General features: G+C 64.5%; 15 protein-coding genes. 5 read left to right on the top strand and 10 right to left on the bottom strand.

The features are described from left to right. Positions 1 to 136 precede the first annotated feature (136 nt). The 8 genes from J2W49_RS19575 to J2W49_RS19610 all read right to left on the bottom strand — a co-directional run bounded on the left by J2W49_RS19575 (position 137) and on the right by J2W49_RS19610 (position 9,366). Positions 137 to 1,963 carry a glycoside hydrolase family 15 protein gene (locus tag J2W49_RS19575; RefSeq protein WP_405001056.1) on the bottom strand — a complete coding sequence of 609 codons (1,827 nt, stop codon included), beginning with the start codon at positions 1,961 to 1,963 and terminating at the stop codon, positions 137 to 139. A gap of 2 nt (positions 1,964 to 1,965) precedes the next feature. After that, positions 1,966 to 2,712 carry a trehalose-phosphatase gene (otsB, locus tag J2W49_RS19580; protein WP_310320261.1) on the bottom strand — a complete coding sequence of 249 codons (747 nt, stop codon included), beginning with the start codon at positions 2,710 to 2,712 and terminating at the stop codon, positions 1,966 to 1,968. A 105-nt stretch (positions 2,713 to 2,817) separates the two neighbouring features. After that, the gene (locus J2W49_RS19585) at positions 2,818 to 4,110 is read right to left on the bottom strand and encodes a multifunctional CCA addition/repair protein (protein ID WP_310320263.1); all 1,293 of its coding nucleotides are present in this window, start codon (positions 4,108 to 4,110) and stop codon (positions 2,818 to 2,820) included. Between the two features lie 39 nt (positions 4,111 to 4,149). Further along, positions 4,150 to 4,455, bottom strand: coding sequence for an NIPSNAP family protein (locus tag J2W49_RS19590; RefSeq protein WP_310320265.1), 306 nt, complete (start codon positions 4,453 to 4,455; stop codon positions 4,150 to 4,152). A gap of 42 nt (positions 4,456 to 4,497) precedes the next feature. Further along, a complete protein-coding gene (locus J2W49_RS19595; RefSeq protein WP_310320266.1) occupies positions 4,498 to 5,391 on the bottom strand; it encodes a PhzF family phenazine biosynthesis protein in 894 nt (297 codons plus the stop codon). A 28-nt stretch (positions 5,392 to 5,419) separates the two neighbouring features. Further along, entirely contained in the window at positions 5,420 to 6,106 is a 687-nt protein-coding gene (locus tag J2W49_RS19600) for a glutathione S-transferase family protein (protein WP_310320426.1), read from the bottom strand. Between the two features lie 231 nt (positions 6,107 to 6,337). After that, complete coding sequence (locus J2W49_RS19605) at positions 6,338 to 7,300, bottom strand: complex I NDUFA9 subunit family protein (protein ID WP_310320268.1); 963 nt, start codon at positions 7,298 to 7,300, stop codon at positions 6,338 to 6,340. A 74-nt stretch (positions 7,301 to 7,374) separates the two neighbouring features. Beyond that, positions 7,375 to 9,366, bottom strand: a complete 1,992-nt coding sequence (locus tag J2W49_RS19610; RefSeq protein ID WP_310320270.1) for a lytic transglycosylase domain-containing protein — start codon at positions 9,364 to 9,366, stop codon at positions 7,375 to 7,377. Between the two features lie 9 nt (positions 9,367 to 9,375). On the opposite strand from J2W49_RS19610, the gene J2W49_RS19615 reads away from it, so the two are divergent. Then, positions 9,376 to 10,029 (top strand): 5-formyltetrahydrofolate cyclo-ligase, encoded by a 654-nt coding sequence (locus J2W49_RS19615; protein ID WP_310320272.1) that lies wholly within the window; start codon positions 9,376 to 9,378, stop codon positions 10,027 to 10,029. A 163-nt stretch (positions 10,030 to 10,192) separates the two neighbouring features. Here J2W49_RS19615 and J2W49_RS19620 read toward each other — a convergent pair whose 3' ends face one another. Continuing rightward, positions 10,193 to 10,834, bottom strand: a complete 642-nt coding sequence (locus J2W49_RS19620) for an integron integrase (RefSeq protein WP_473092262.1) — start codon at positions 10,832 to 10,834, stop codon at positions 10,193 to 10,195. Between the two features lie 22 nt (positions 10,835 to 10,856). On the opposite strand from J2W49_RS19620, the gene J2W49_RS19625 reads away from it, so the two are divergent. Beyond that, positions 10,857 to 11,216, top strand: coding sequence for a hypothetical protein (locus J2W49_RS19625; protein ID WP_310320274.1), 360 nt, complete (start codon positions 10,857 to 10,859; stop codon positions 11,214 to 11,216). Between the two features lie 114 nt (positions 11,217 to 11,330). Then, entirely contained in the window at positions 11,331 to 11,648 is a 318-nt protein-coding gene (locus J2W49_RS19630) for a hypothetical protein (RefSeq protein WP_310320277.1), read from the top strand. Between the two features lie 273 nt (positions 11,649 to 11,921). Here J2W49_RS19630 and J2W49_RS19635 read toward each other — a convergent pair whose 3' ends face one another. After that, positions 11,922 to 12,122, bottom strand: coding sequence for a hypothetical protein (locus tag J2W49_RS19635; protein ID WP_310320279.1), 201 nt, complete (start codon positions 12,120 to 12,122; stop codon positions 11,922 to 11,924). Between the two features lie 105 nt (positions 12,123 to 12,227). Here J2W49_RS19635 and J2W49_RS19640 point away from each other — a divergent pair, with 105 nt between their 5' ends. Together J2W49_RS19640 and J2W49_RS19645 are read left to right on the top strand one after the other, a co-directional pair. Further along, on the top strand, positions 12,228 to 12,923 hold the full coding sequence (locus J2W49_RS19640; protein WP_310320281.1) for a CTP synthase C-terminal region-related (seleno)protein: 696 nt from the start codon (positions 12,228 to 12,230) through the stop codon (positions 12,921 to 12,923). A gap of 68 nt (positions 12,924 to 12,991) precedes the next feature. After that, positions 12,992 to 13,708, top strand: coding sequence for a glycosyltransferase family 2 protein (locus J2W49_RS19645; protein WP_310320283.1), 717 nt, complete (start codon positions 12,992 to 12,994; stop codon positions 13,706 to 13,708). Positions 13,709 to 14,102 lie beyond the last annotated feature (394 nt).

Consider the following 14,102-nt stretch of genomic DNA (forward strand, 5'->3'; position numbering starts at 1 on the left):
CCGATACCTTCCAGTTTGCAGAAAACCATCTGGGGCAAACGACGTGCCTCCATCCAGTCGCACCGCGGAACCGGCTTTGCCGGGCCGGGGGTGCGGCCCCCTGGGGGGAGGCGCCGAAGGCGCATCGGGGGGAGCGTCATATCACCGTGTCCCAGGCCGCAGACAGGCGCACAGCCGCATTGATGATGCCCACCATCGAATAGGTCTGGGGAAAGTTGCCCCACATTTCGCCGGTGACGGCGTGGGTGTCTTCCGACAGCATGCCCAGCGGGTTGCGCGCGGCCAGCATGGTTTCAAAAATGGCACGGGCCTCGTCGACACGGCCAATGCGGGCCAGCGCGTCGATGCGCCAGAAGGTGCAGATGTTGAACGCTGTCTCGGGCGTGCCGAAATCGTCGGGTGCTTCATAACGCCGCATGTAGGGGCCGTCGCATAGGTGTTCTTCCAGCGCCTTCAGGGTGGCGATGAAGCGCGGGTCCATGGGATCGATGATGCCGACCTCGGCCATCAGCAACACGCTGGCGTCCAGATCGCGACCACCAAAGCTCTCGGCAAACGCCTGACGCTCTTCGTTCCACGATTCGCTCAGGATGCGCTCGCGCATGTGGGTCGCATGCTGTTGCCAGCGCGCCGCACGGCCTGGCAGCTCCAGCGTGTGGGCAATCTTGGACAGGCGGTCGCAGGCGGCCCAGCACATGAGCGCGGAACTGGTGTGCACCCGCGCGCGGGTTCGCAGCTCCCACATGCCGGCGTCGGGCTGGTCAAAAATGCGCACCGCCTGTTCGCCCACGGCTTCAAGCCGCTCGAACTCGGCCAGGCCCGCCGGGTGCAGGAGGCGCTTGTCGTGAAACGCCTGTGCGGCCGCCAGCACGATGTTGCCGTAGACGTCGTGCTGAAAATGCTCCTGCGCCTGATTGCCCACGCGCACCGGCCCCATGTCCCGGTAGCCCGGCAGGTTTTCGCACAGACGCTCGGGCAGCTCGCGCTCCAGGCCAATGCCGAACAGCGGCTGCACATGCCCGCCGTTGGCGCCGACCACCGCGTTGGTCAGCCAGCCCAGGTAGTCTTCCATGGTGCCGACCTCGGCCAGGCTGTTGAGCGCGCGCACCACAAAGAAAGCGTCGCGCAGCCAGCAATAGCGGTAGTCCCAGTTGCGCTGGGTGCCCGGCGCTTCGGGGATGCTGGTGGTCATGGCCGCCACGATGGCGCCCGTGTCTTCGAACACCGACAGCTTGAGCGTGATGGCCGCGCGGATCACCGCCTCCTGCCACTCCAGCGGCAAGGCCAGACGGCGGGTCCACTCGCGCCAGTAGCTCAGGGTCTCCTGCTCAAAATGCCGGGCGGTGTCGCCCACGCCTTCTGCCAGGGTTTCGTCGGGCCCGAGCAGAAAATTCTGCTCCCGGGTGAGTAAAAAAGGCTCCTGGCTGATCACATGGGAAATCGAAGCGTCGGTCTGCAGGCGCAGGGTCTGCTGGTCGCCCACATACCGGATGTGGTTGCTGCCCGAGGTGATTGTGGGCGTTTGAGCGCCCCAGTGGAATCGCGGCGTCAGCTGCACCCGCACGCGCGGTGCGCCCTTGAGCGGGCGAACCCGGCGCACCAGCATGGTCGGGCGGAAGAAGCGCCCGCGGGAAGGGAAGCGGGGCGCGAAATCGGTGATCAGCAACCCCTGGCCATCGCGGTCCCACAGTTCGGTGTGTAGCACAGCGGTGTTGGGGGCGTAGTACTGACGTGACTCGGCCAGGTTCTCGATCTCGATGGCGAAGGCGCCAGCACCGTCGGTGCTGCCGAGCAGGGCATGGAAAACCGGGTCGCCGTCGAAGCGGGGCAGGCAGCTCCACACCACGCGCCCATGGGGGTCGATCAGTGCGCTGAAGGCGCAGTTGCCCACCATGCCCAGCGACAGCGAGGCGGGCGCAGGAGGGGCGAAACCACGGGGCAGGGCGGCAGAAGGGTTGGGCATTTTCATGGGGCGGAGGAGATTTCAGGTGAGATGGTTGCCAGCCAGGCGCGAAGCGCCTGGGGGTCTGCGATGCGGTGCAGGGCGCAGCTGTGACCCTCGCCGACCTTGATGCCGGCACCGCCCAGGCGCTGAACCACTTCGAAGCCGGCTTCGTCGGTCACGTCGTCCCCGGCAAACAGGGGAATTCGACCCTGGAACGGCGCCTCGTCCATGAAGGCCTGGATGGCGTGTCCCTTGTTGACCCGGGCCGACTTCACTTCCACCACGGCCTTGCCGCGAAGCAGCTGCAGGCCGGGGTTGTCCCGCACGGCATCGAGCATGGCGCCCACGCACTCGGCTTCCAGTTCGGGTGCGAGGCGGAAATGCAGCGCCATGGCGGTGTGCTTGTGTTCGACCAGCAGACCCGGATGCCTCTGCTCCAGTGCGCGGGCGGCTGCCAGTGCAGGTGTGAGGTCGGGCGCTTGCTCAGGCGCCAGTGAAACCACGCCCCATTCGGCATGCCGGACCGCGCCATGTTCGTAGGCGGCTGGCAGCTGCAGGGGGGCGATCAGGGGTTCGATGTCGGCTTGCGCACGGCCGGTGATCAGCGCGACAGCGCCACCCAGCTGCGCATGGAGCCGCGCCAGCAGGCTCAGGAGCTCGCCAGGAATGACCACGGCGTCAGGTCGGGGGGCCAGTTCTGCCAGGGTGCCGTCGAAGTCGAGAAACAGTGCCGACCGGGCGGTCAGCAGGCCAGGTAGGGTATTCATTAGGTGCAACCCTAACAGACTTGCCGCCGCGTTGCGGCGTTGTGGCACTTTCTTCCGACCTGCCGGGTGCGGGAACCGTTGACGCCGTCGTGCCGGTGATTGGCTTCAGTAGGTGGGAGGCATTGGCGCCTGGGCCTGCATGCGCGCGGCCAAGGCTTCCACGCGCGCCTGGTGGATGCGCAGGCCCACGTCGGCACCGGTCGCGCCTGCGGCCATGGCCTGTGCCGCCACGCTCGCCGTGGAGACCGCGCGGGTCACGTCCAGCGCATGCTGAAGGTGGTCGCGCTGGGGGTAGGGCTTGTCCTCGTGGCCGAGTCGGCCGCGCGCGTCACACTCGCAGGCCAGCAGCACGTCGGCGAATCGGGTGTGTTTGCGGAAAGCGTCACAACGCTCCAGCAGCCGCACCAGCGCGGCCGCATGGAAGTCCAGACTGCGGTGGATGTGGCCGTGTTCGCGCGCGACCACGTCGGCCAGTTCCCGGCATTCCACCGGTACCCGCAGGCGCTCGCTCAGGTCCTTGAGCAGATGGGCGCTGCGTTCCTCATGGCCTATGTGGCGTGGCAGCACATCGGCCGGGGTGGTGCCTTTGCCCAGGTCGTGACACAGGCAGGCGAAACGGGTGGGCAAGTTGGCGCCCAGGCGCGCGCTCATGTCGAGCACCATCATCAGGTGCACGCCGGTGTCGACCTCCGGGTGGTAGTCGGCGCGTTGCGGCACGCCCCAGAGGCGAGCCACCTCGGGCAACAGGCGCTGCAGGGCGCCGCATTCGCGCAGCACCTCGAACATGCGGCTGGGCCGCTGCTCCATCAAGCCGCGCGAGAGTTCCTGCCAGACCCGCTCCGCCACCAGGTGGTCCACCTCGCCGTGGTCCACCATCTGACGCATCAGGGCCATGGTTTCGGGGGCCACCGTGAAATCGGGAAACCGCGCAGCGAACCTGGCCAGCCGCAGGATGCGTACCGGGTCTTCGCCGAAGGCGGTCGTCACGTGGCGCAGCACGCGGTCGCGCAAGTCGTTCTGCCCACCGAAAGGGTCGATGATCGTTGCGCTTACAGGCCTGTCTGCGTCGGCCTCTGCCACGGCCATGGCATTGATGGTCAGGTCGCGGCGGGCCAGGTCGTCTTCAAGGGTAACGCCCGGTGCTGCGTGGAAGGCAAAGCCATGATAGCCCGGGGCGGTCTTGCGCTCGGTGCGGGCCAGCGCATACTCCTCGCGCGTTTGTGGATGCAGAAACACCGGAAAATCGCGGCCCACGGGCAAAAAGCCCTGTTGCACCATGGCTTCGGGCGTGGCGTCGACCACGACCCAGTCGCGGTCAACGTGAGACGGCTCGGACGCGGTGGTGCGTGGGCTCATGAGGGCATCGCGCACCGCCCCGCCCACAAGGTAGATCTCCATGGCGCCAAGTGTAGAGGCGCAGGCCGGCGCCTGGGGTGTTCAGGCGAACACGGGTCTGAAGAAGCTGCGTTCGTAGCTGAGGATACAGCGCGTTTCCTCTGCGTAGCGGAATGCGGCCTGGCAGTCCGGGTCGCTGAATGACTGCGAGCGGTAGCTTTCGTAGTGGGCCAGGCTGGGGAAGCTGAACAGGGCCAGGGCGATGTTGTTTGCACCCTCCGACGGCAGGAAGTAGCCATGGTGCTGCCCGCCGAACTTTTCAACGAGCGGAATCCAGAGCTTGCCGTAGTGCTCGAATTCCTTGAGCTTGGCGGGGTCGATGACGTAGCGCAGATAGCAGGTGATCATGGCGTGGCTCGGGCACTTCTTGGGCAACCGGGGGGAGACTCTTCAGGAAGACAAGGAGAGTTGTTGGGTGTGGGTCAGGCGCGCGGTGCCGCCGGCCCAAAGGCGCTCAATGCCCGACGCGCCGATGTCCAGTGAAACATCGATCAGGCTGGGGGACGGGCCTGGCATCAGGCGGCCCTGTTCCAGCACGAAGTGGGATCGTTCCACGCCCAGCCGGTCGTGTAGCCAGCAGGCCAACGGGCCGGCGGCCATGCCGGTGGCCGCTTCCTCGTTGATGCCATAGCGTGGTGCGAACATGCGCGCGGCGGCGTGGCGACCCGGGATGTCGGTCTGCAGACAGAACGCGTAAAAACCGATCAGGTCATGGGTGTGGCTGAGCCGTTCGATTTGATCCAGCTGGGGTTGGATGGCGGCCAGGCACTCGCGGCTGCGCACGCCCACCACCAGGAAGGCGTTGCCCGTGTGCACCACCGCAGGCGGCGGCCCTTCCATCAGGTCGTCGGCCTTGAGTTGAAGTGCGTCCAGCACCTGTTGCAGGTGATCGCCGGATGCCAGCTCGGTGTAGGTGGGCGCGCTTTGTTCCATGGCAATGCGTGTTCCTTCGATGAGGATGGCGCGATTGCCGTCGATGGTTTCCTTGCTGTGCATCCCGTCGCGCAACTGCCCCAGATGCTGCATCAGCCAGAAGGCAGCGATGGTGGCGTGGCCGCAATGGGCGATCTGCTGGGTCGGTGTGAAGAATTCCAGCCGGCGCGAGGCGCTCGCCGACGAACCAACGAAAACGGTTTCTGACAACCCCAGGCGCGCGGCGAGCGCCTGGCGCTGATGCGCAGTGAGATCGTCGGCATCCAGCACGACCCCGGCGGGATTGCCCCCGATGGCGAAGCCTGTCTGGTCATCGACGAAGGCGTTGACGGTGTGAACGGTGATGTCCATGGTCATACTGTCTGACGCGAAAGGCCGCTCAACGCCCCAGGCGGTAGGGCTCTTCGAAGTCCAGGAAATCGTGCTCGGCCAGTGCATCATCGATCCAGGCCTTCACTCCTGGCAGCGCACACACCCGCTCCACATACGCGGCCAGATCGGCCGGCAGGGGCAACTCATAGGTCTTGATGCGCATGCACACCGGCGCAAAGTACGCATCGGCAATGCTGAAGTCGCCAAACAGCAGGGCGCCTTCAGGCTGAGCGGCCAGCAGCTCACTCCATAGTCCGCTCAGGCGCGCCATGTCGGCACGCACACCGGCCTGGTCGCGCCAGATCAGTTTTCCCGTGTCGGGCAGGGACGCTTCAATGTTCATGGGGCAGTGGCTGCGCAGCGCGCCAAAACCGCTGTGCATCTCGGCGCAAACGCTGCGCGCCCGAGCGCGCGCTTTCGGGTCCGCCGGCCAGAGCCGTTTTTCGGGATGGCGCTCGGCCAGGTACTCGGCAATCGCCAGTGTGTCCCAGACGGCGAAGCCGTCGTCCATGAGCACCGGCACCTTGCCCACCGGGTTGACGCCCTTCAGTGCTTTTTTGAAGGTCGAATCCGCCTCGAACGAGTCGAAGCGCACCATGACTTCTTCGAACGGTATACCAGCCTGCTTCATTAGCACCCAGGGGCGCATGGACCAGGACGAATAGTTTTTGTTGCCGATGTAGAGCTGCATGATGAGAGTGCACCCCCCGCGCCGCTTCGCGTCTCCCCCCTCTCTCGCCTTCGGCGGGAGGGGGGCGGCACCTGGGACCGGCAAAGCCGGATCCTCGGTGCCCCTTGACAGCGTTGGTTCTAGCGATGGGGCTTGGTTGGTAAACGGAACGCCATGTTAGTGCCGCGCAGGCCCTGCATTGATGCCAAAAAAACCACCGATTGATTCAGCGGTCTGATTGTCGGAGATGCCGATTCAGGGCCGGACGTTCTGCCGGTATTCGGTGAGGCGGCTGCGGCCACCGCGCGTGCCGAGGTAGGCGGGGGCGACGGCGTGCACGCTGGTGGGCTCGATGCCCAAGGACGACAGGCCCGGCCACTGGCCGCTGGCGACGTTGTCCACCGTCATGGCGGCGAGGTTGTCGCGGCTCATCAGGGGCTCGCCGGGTGCGAGTTCCATCACCAGGGCCTGCAGCTTGCCCAGCACCATGGGCAGCGGCAGGATCGGGCGTTCGCGGCTGCCGTGCCGCCCGGCCAGGCGCACCAGCTCGGCCAGGGTGAGCACGTCGGGGCCGGCGCATTCGAAGGTCTGGCCCACGCTCGACATGGGCAAGCCCTGGTCCCTCAGGCAAGCGACCACGGCCGCAGCCACGTCCTGCACCCAGACCGGTTGAAATCTTGCATCAGCGCCGGCCAGTGGCAGCACGGGAAAAATCGATTGCAGCCGCGCAAACAGGTTCAGGAAACGATCACCGGCACCAAAGATCACGCTCGGACGCAGGATGCTCAGGTCAAGCCCGCCGTTGCGCAGCACTTCTTCACCTCGCGCCTTGCTGCGCTGGTAGCGCGACGGCCCGTCCAGACTCACCCCCAGGGCGCTGACGTGCACCACGCGCTTCACGCCCGCGTCGCTGCAGGCGCGCACCAGGGTCTTGGGCAGCGCCACATGCACCCGATCGAAGGCGGCCTCATTGCCATGCAGGATCGCCACCAGGTTCACCACCGCGTCGTGCCCGGCCAGCAATTGGGTGAGCTGCGCGGGGTCGTGCACATCGGCTTCCAGCACCGTGAGGCGCGGCAGGTGTTGAACCGGCGCAGCGTTGATGGCGCGGCGTGTGGGCACCGTGATGCGCCAGCCCAGCCGGTGCAGCTGTTCGCAAACCTGGCGGCCCACAAAGCCGGTGCCACCGAGAACGAGGATGTTGGGGGTTTGGGACATAAGGGCGTGTTGGGAGCGAATGCGAACGGTAAGTGGGACAAAAGGGTGGGCGCGAGCGCAGGACGCTCGGGCCTTCAAGGCAGGTCGCGATTCTCGGCTTGCGCGGTGGCTTCGCGCGGGCCAACCACACCCAGCCGGGCGCGCAGCGACTGGGGTTGCCCGCTGATCAGGGCGGCGTAATTGGTGGTGTTGGCCAGCACCTGCTTCACGTAGTCGCGCGTTTCTTCGAACGGAATGTTTTCAGCCCAGATTTCACCGGGCAGCGCGGGGCCGTTGCGCCAGACGCGTGGTCGGCCGGGGCCGGCGTTGTAGGCGGCCGCAGCCAAGGGCAGCGAGCCTTCGAAGTCTTCCAGGGCGAGCTTCAGGTAGGCCGTGCCGATCAGGATGTTCGTGTCGCGCTCGGTGATCTGGTGCGGGCGGAAGTTGGTCAGGCCGATCTTTCTGGCGGTCCAGCGCGCGGTGGCCGGCATTACCTGCATCAGGCCCGAGGCACCCACGTGCGAGCGTGCATCGGTGACAAAGCGGCTTTCCTGGCGGATCAGGCCGTACACATATGCCGGGTCGAGCCCGATCTCGTTGGAGCGGCGAACGACTTCGGCCTGGTGCGGCATGGGGAAACGCTGGGCGTGATCAAAGACCACACTGGTGCGCAAGCTGGTGTTGATGCAGCGGTCCCACAGCGCCTGGCGGCAGGCCAGGTCGGCGGAGGCCAGCAGTTCGCGTTCGGGCATGCCGCCCGGGGTGTGCAGGGCCACGGTGTAGTTCCATTCGCGCACGCCCTCGCCACGCAGACCCAGCTGTATGGCCGCCAGCGCCCGCTGCAAACCCGGGTGGCTGGCGGCAGCTTCTCGTTCCTGCGGCGTCAGGGGAGCCGGTGGTGCGGGCGGGGTGATGGGGTGGCCCAGTTCTTCCAGTGCCAGTTGCTCGTAGAAGCCGTTGGGCGAGGCGATGCTGTCGTAGAGGGCGCGGGCCTGCACGGTGGCTGCGATTGCGTCGGGCTCGCGCAGGGCCTGCATGGCGCGCGCGCGCCAGTAGATCCAGGTGGGTTCGTTGGCCTGGGCCTCACTCATGTGGGCAATGGCATCGCGCACATGGCCCCAGGCACCCGCCCGCATGCCGGCGCGGGCCTTCCAGGCCAGGTGGTCGTCGGTCATGAACGCGTCTTGCCCGTGGACAAAATAGCCGAGTGCTGCGTCCTGGAGATTCTGGGCCGAGCGCTTGCCGATCACACCCCAGACCCAGCTGCGCTCTTCCTGTGTGAGCTGCGCGACCCAGCGCTTGCGGTTCATTTCCTCAGCTGCGGCCGCCGGGTCGTTGAAAGCCAGGCGAATGGTCGCCAGGACCACCATTTCCTTGGTGCGCGTGCGAATGGCCGTGAGCTTCTCGTCCAGGAATTGCGCCGGGTTCTTGGCCACCTCATCCACCAGGGGCACCCATTGCGGGTCCAGCATGGCCACCGCCTGCGCCACGGCAGCGGGCCGGTTGGCGTCCATGGCGAGGCGAGCGCGCTGCCACACCGCCTGCTGATCGAGATGACCACTGCTCAGAAAAGCCTGGGCTGCCGTGGCACAACCGTCGTCCGCATCGCGTTGGGCGTGCCACAGGGCCTGCACCTGCAAGGCGGCTTCATCGGCCGGGATGCGATTGGCGGCGGCATCGAGCATCAGCGCATAGCACTGGATCTGCCGATCGTCGTTCATGCGGAACGCCGGCAGCTCGGCTGAAAAATTGGCCCAGTCGCGCTGTTTGGCCAGTTGCAGCAACCAGTCGTTGCGCAAGCGGTCTTCCCAGTAGGTGCCCGGGTGGCGCCGCAGCGCGGCACGTATTTCCGCAGGGCTGGCGGTTTCCAGCCGGGCCTTCATTTCCCAGTAGCTCGCCAGGGGCTCCAGCACATGCCCGCGCACCGATGGCAGCAGGGCACTGAGGGTGGCGGTGTTGTTGCGCCGGAAGGCCTCGCGCATTTCCAGCACGGTCGCGTCTACCGGGCCTTGCGCCCATGCTGCGCCCTGCACGCACAGCACAGCCATAATGGCCCAAAGACCCCGCCTGAAGTTCACCAGATTCATGTGCTGATTATGGACACCAACGATCGCGAGAGTTCCCCAAGCAGTGGTTCGGCCGACCCTGCCGGACAGACGGCCGCCGAACGCAAGGCAGTCTGGCGCAAACAATTGGTGGACAAGCGCCAGAAGCTGGCCGACAGCGCCTGGCGCAACGACCTGCTGCAGCGGGTCATGCGGGTCTGGCTGATCGAGCGCAGCGACTCGGTCATCGGGGCCTACTGGCCCATCAAGGGCGAGTTTGACCCGTTGCCGGCCCTGTTTCGCTGGCAGGAGGCGGGCCTGGAAGAAGACGCGCAGGGCGCACAGCGCCACCGGCGCATCAGCCTGCCCGTGGTCAACAAGGTGGACAAGACCCTGACCTTCTACACTTGGTACCCCGGCTGCCCGATGGAGGAAGACGCCTACGGCATTCCCAAACCCAAAGACACAGAGATCGTCGTGCCCACCCTGATCTTCGTGCCCTGCGTGGGCTACGGGCCCGGCGGGTTCCGGCTGGGCTATGGCGGCGGCTTCTACGACCGCACCCTGGCCAGCCTGCAGCCCAAGCCTTTTACCGTGGGCCTGGGGTATGACTTTGGCTATCTGCCCTATCTGCAGCCTGAGGCGCACGACATGCCGCTGGACGCGATTCTGGCGGATACCGGGGTGATGTGGCCGGAGAAATAAGGCCCCCACGCTCCACCGCTGCGCGGGTCGCTGCCCCCCGAGGGGGCTGAGCCTGCCTTGGGGCGGCCCGGCGGCAGTCTCCGCGGCCCCCACGCTCCGCCATTTCACGGGTCGCAGCCCCCCGAGAGGGTGGGACCTGTCCCATGTACCGGGATGTCGTCAATCAGCACCCAAGCGCCATTGCATCCAGCGGGCTGAGCGTGCCACCTGCAGCAACCTTCAACACGTGTGTGTAAATCATGGTTGTGGAAACATCTGAGTGCCCCAGCAGCTCCTGCGCGGTTCGAATGTCTGTGCCTGCCTGCAGCAGCTGCGTGGCGAAAGAGTGGCGCAAGGTATGGACAGAAACGTGCTTGGCGATGCCCGCCTGAGCCACCGCCTTTTTGAGCTGCCGGTTCAGCCGATCCTCGAAAAGGTGGTGACGGCGCTCCACGTGGGTTTGCGGATCGGCCGACAGCTTGGGAGACGGAAACACCCAGAACCAGGCCCAGCTTTCACCTGCGCGAGGGTACTTGCGCTCCAGTGCATGAGGAAGGAAAACACCACTGCGCCCGCTGGCTCGATCCTGTCCCCAGACGGCCCGCGCATGCGCCAACTGCGCCTGTAGCTGAGGCAACAGCGCCTTGGGCAGCATCACCACCCGATCCTTGTCACCCTTCCCACTGCGCACCACGATCGCGTGGCGGTCGAAATCCATGTCCTTGACACGCAAGCCCAAGGTTTCACGAAGCCTCAATCCACTGCCATACAGTAGGGCCGCCAGCCGGCATTCCAGCGGACCGCCTGCGGCGGCCGCTGAATTCAAACGTTATATCGCTTAAATGAACATGAGCGCTGACGAAAAACCAACTCTCTTTCGCCCGGCAATCGGCAATGGCGGCATGACGCCACTTCACTTTTCGACCTACTGTGGCGACATGAATGAGCTATGTCGCTCGCTCGACGCGGGAGCCGACCCGAACGCTCGGGACAGCTATCGAGGCTACACGGCGGTGCACTGGTTGGCCGACATGGCCGCGACCGGAGGCCCTCGGGTTCAGATGCTTCGGCGTCTGGCCGAAGCGGGGGCCGACTTCAATCTCAAGGCCAATGCGGGAGAAACTGCCTTGGGACTCGCGCTCGAAGCCGGGACAGCCGGCAGCGAGCAGTTGGCGGAGGAACTTAAGATGCTCGGGGTCGAAGAATGAGCGCGCGACATAACATGTCTGTCGACGCGGACCCCCAACAGCAGGAGGCGGCTTCGCCGCTCATGTTGGTGGTCCGGTCATCTTTGCGTTAGGCCATAGCTGAGGAGTCGTTGCGTGTACACACCCGCTACCCACTGGCGCATTGTCAACGTGCTCGCACGCCTGTTCGGGGTCATGAACGTTGGTGTCGGCGCAGCCTTCACCGTTAACGCGGTGCTGTTCTTGCGGCACCCCGAGACGGCACAAAACGTGTCTTCCATTGGTGGCAACGCTTCCGCCGAGTTCGCAGTAGTGGCCGTCTTCTGCCTCACGGTTGGCGCACTGTTCCTAGCTGTCAAACCCTACCGTCCTGATCTTCAGGTTGGTGTGAGGCCGCTATCTGACGGCGCGAGCCGAAAGCTGAGCTGGCTGACCGGAGAGCCAAGAACGTGAAGCGTCTGCAAGATTCCTCAAGACTCTCTGTTGGAGCCGCGACAAGCGGCCCTTCCTTCGTGGCCAGCCAAGCGGAGAACACACGCAGTCAGGCAAGCTCAACTCCCTGCCGGAGCGTTAGGCCTAACCCTTTACAGGGACTTCCAACGTAGTCAAGAAGCGCAGGCGATAGGCATTCCTCGGTGACGGTATTTCTGGCTGTGGCGTGAAGCGGCGATGCGTGAAACGAGGAACAGACTGCACATCTACAGACGGTCTTGTTGCACCGGTTGTTCAATGGTGCGGACCCAGATACGAACCGCTCGGTGAGGTCCCATTCCGATCCCGTGGTTTCGCCGCCATCGGCGCCGCAAAGGTTAGTCGGCCAGCGGCATCGTTGGTGGCAGCGGCGTCGTTGGCGTTGTTCTTGCCGGTCTTGCCTTGCAGGCGGTAAGGCGAGACGCCGAAATTTCGGCAAACTGCGAAGATGAACATTCACAACCTGTTATTGATGCTGCGTCATGCACAAGGCATGGCATGCGTCTGCGGAGAACAGGTTCTTTTACAGCCTTGTTGGGCGTCTTTACGAAGGTAGGATCTATGCGAACGAACGTTACGGTTGGCCTGATTGGCGACTACAACCAGTCTGTTCCAGCACACCAAGCCATCCCGCTTGCCCTGCAGCGTTCAGCAGAGGAGTTGAAAATTGAGGTCGCATTCGAATGGGTCCCCACTGACGAGATTACTTCCGTCTCGCGCATCTCTCGCTTCGATGGCTTGTGGTGCGTGCCAGCCAGCCCATATCGCAGCATGGAGGGCGCGCTGCTCGCCATACGCCACGTCCGCGAGAGCAGCGTTCCGTTCCTCGGTACTTGCGGCGGGTTTCAGCACGCTGTGATTGAGTACGCACGGAACGTCCTTGATTGGGCCGATGCAGAGCACGCCGAAACGGCACCGGATGCTGCCCGTGCTGTCATTTCACAGCTTGAGTGCGCGCTCGTCGAAGCCACAGGCTCCGTTCGGCTATTCCCTGGCACTCGAATCGCGTTGGCCTATGGGGTCAGCGAAACAACTGAGGGGTATCGGTGCCGCTACGGGCTAAACCCCGAGTTCCAGGCTGCTCTCGTCGCTGGTCCTCTACGCGCCACAGCCGACGACGAAACGAGGGAAGTGCGTGCGGTCGAACTGGATGGTCATCCGTTCTTCGTTGCTACGCTGTTCCAACCAGAGCGTGTTGCTTTGAAGGGCCAATCGGTGCCGCTGGTCGCCGCCTTCGTAGAGGCATCTGCTACATGACGCCCAACCCTTCAATCGAGAGGGCGTGCCCCGGCAAGCTGGGTCACGCCTCTCAACTCAATGGCATCATGGCACCGACAGTCGCGGTCGCTATCCCAGCTCACAACGAGGCCGCCTACATTGGCGCCTGCATCCGCAGCTTGCAAGAGTCGGCTGCCCTGGCTTCTATCCCGATTGAGATAGTGGTTGCGCTGAACAGATGTACCGACAGGACGCAAGCGATTGCGCAGCAACTTGGCGCCCGATGTGTGAATGAAGACAAGAAGTGCATCGCCGCCGTACGCAACGCTGCCGTGCGCGCCACGAGCGCGCCGTATGTGGTGACTATCGATGCCGACAGTCAAGCAAGACCAGGCACTGTCGCAGCAGTTGTTCGAAACTTGCGCAGGGGCAAGTTCATTGGCGGCGGTAGTGCCATCACACCTGAACGCCTCTCACTTGGCATTGTTTGTAGCCTCGCAGTTGTTGCCCCCTACGTCGTGCGTCGCGGCGTCTCTGCCGGCATGTTCTGGTTTGAGCGGCCCACGTTTGACGCCATTGGCGGCTTCGACGAGACATTGTTGAGCGCCGAAGACCTGGACTTCGGCGTCCGGCTCAAACGTCATGGTCAGACACTTGGCCTGCGCTATGGCACGATCTGGAAGGACGGGATAGTTACGTCCTGCCGCAAATTCGACAAGTTCGGCGATTGGTATCTCGTTCGAAATCCTCGATTGGTGCGGGATCTGGTGAAGGGCAACAGTCGTTCCGCAGCAGATGGCTTTTACTACGATGTCGAGCGATGATGCCTAGGGCCTGTTCACACTATTTTTCCAAGATGCGTTGCGGATCAAAAAGGTCATGCGCAAGGCGCGAAACGCAGCCGGGGTCGCCCCCGGCAAGGCTTCGCAACGCCGCGCATGGCCTTTTTGGCCGCAACCCGAAGGGAATGGGTTCGCACTTGGAAAAATAGTGTGAACAGGCCCTAGCTCCTTTGCAGGAGCTTCCCACGTAATCAAGAGTCTGCGGAGAACAGGTTTTTTACAGCCTCGTTAACGCACACAGAGGCCTCCCGGTGATCGGCTTTGAGTTCGTGATCGTCCTTGCTTGGTTGTTTCTGCCGCCGCCGGCGTTGGCGATCGCTGTGCTGGTGGGCCTACATCGCAAAAACGCGGGGCGGGCGGTGGGCCGGTTGACACA

The organism is Hydrogenophaga palleronii (assembly GCF_031457455.1).
Taxonomy (GTDB): Bacteria; Pseudomonadota; Gammaproteobacteria; order Burkholderiales; family Burkholderiaceae_C; genus Hydrogenophaga; species Hydrogenophaga palleronii_A.

Bases quoted from the DNA above. Each gene is read 5' to 3' on its own strand.
- J2W49_RS19575 (WP_405001056.1), bottom strand. From the start codon at position 1,963: ATGCCCAACCCTTCTGCCGCCCTGCCCCGTGGTTTCGCCCCTCCTGCG.
- otsB (WP_310320261.1), bottom strand. From the start codon at position 2,712: ATGAATACCCTACCTGGCCTGCTGACCGCCCGGTCGGCACTGTTTCTC.
- J2W49_RS19585 (WP_310320263.1), bottom strand. From the start codon at position 4,110: ATGGAGATCTACCTTGTGGGCGGGGCGGTGCGCGATGCCCTCATGAGC.
- J2W49_RS19590 (WP_310320265.1), bottom strand. From the start codon at position 4,455: ATGATCACCTGCTATCTGCGCTACGTCATCGACCCCGCCAAGCTCAAG.
- J2W49_RS19595 (WP_310320266.1), bottom strand. From the start codon at position 5,391: ATGGACATCACCGTTCACACCGTCAACGCCTTCGTCGATGACCAGACA.
- J2W49_RS19605 (WP_310320268.1), bottom strand. From the start codon at position 7,300: ATGTCCCAAACCCCCAACATCCTCGTTCTCGGTGGCACCGGCTTTGTG.
- J2W49_RS19610 (WP_310320270.1), bottom strand. From the start codon at position 9,366: ATGAATCTGGTGAACTTCAGGCGGGGTCTTTGGGCCATTATGGCTGTG.
- J2W49_RS19615 (WP_310320272.1), top strand. From the start codon at position 9,376: ATGGACACCAACGATCGCGAGAGTTCCCCAAGCAGTGGTTCGGCCGAC.
- J2W49_RS19625 (WP_310320274.1), top strand. From the start codon at position 10,857: ATGAGCGCTGACGAAAAACCAACTCTCTTTCGCCCGGCAATCGGCAAT.
- J2W49_RS19635 (WP_310320279.1), bottom strand. From the start codon at position 12,122: ATGTTCATCTTCGCAGTTTGCCGAAATTTCGGCGTCTCGCCTTACCGC.
- J2W49_RS19640 (WP_310320281.1), top strand. From the start codon at position 12,228: ATGCGAACGAACGTTACGGTTGGCCTGATTGGCGACTACAACCAGTCT.
- J2W49_RS19645 (WP_310320283.1), top strand. From the start codon at position 12,992: ATGGCACCGACAGTCGCGGTCGCTATCCCAGCTCACAACGAGGCCGCC.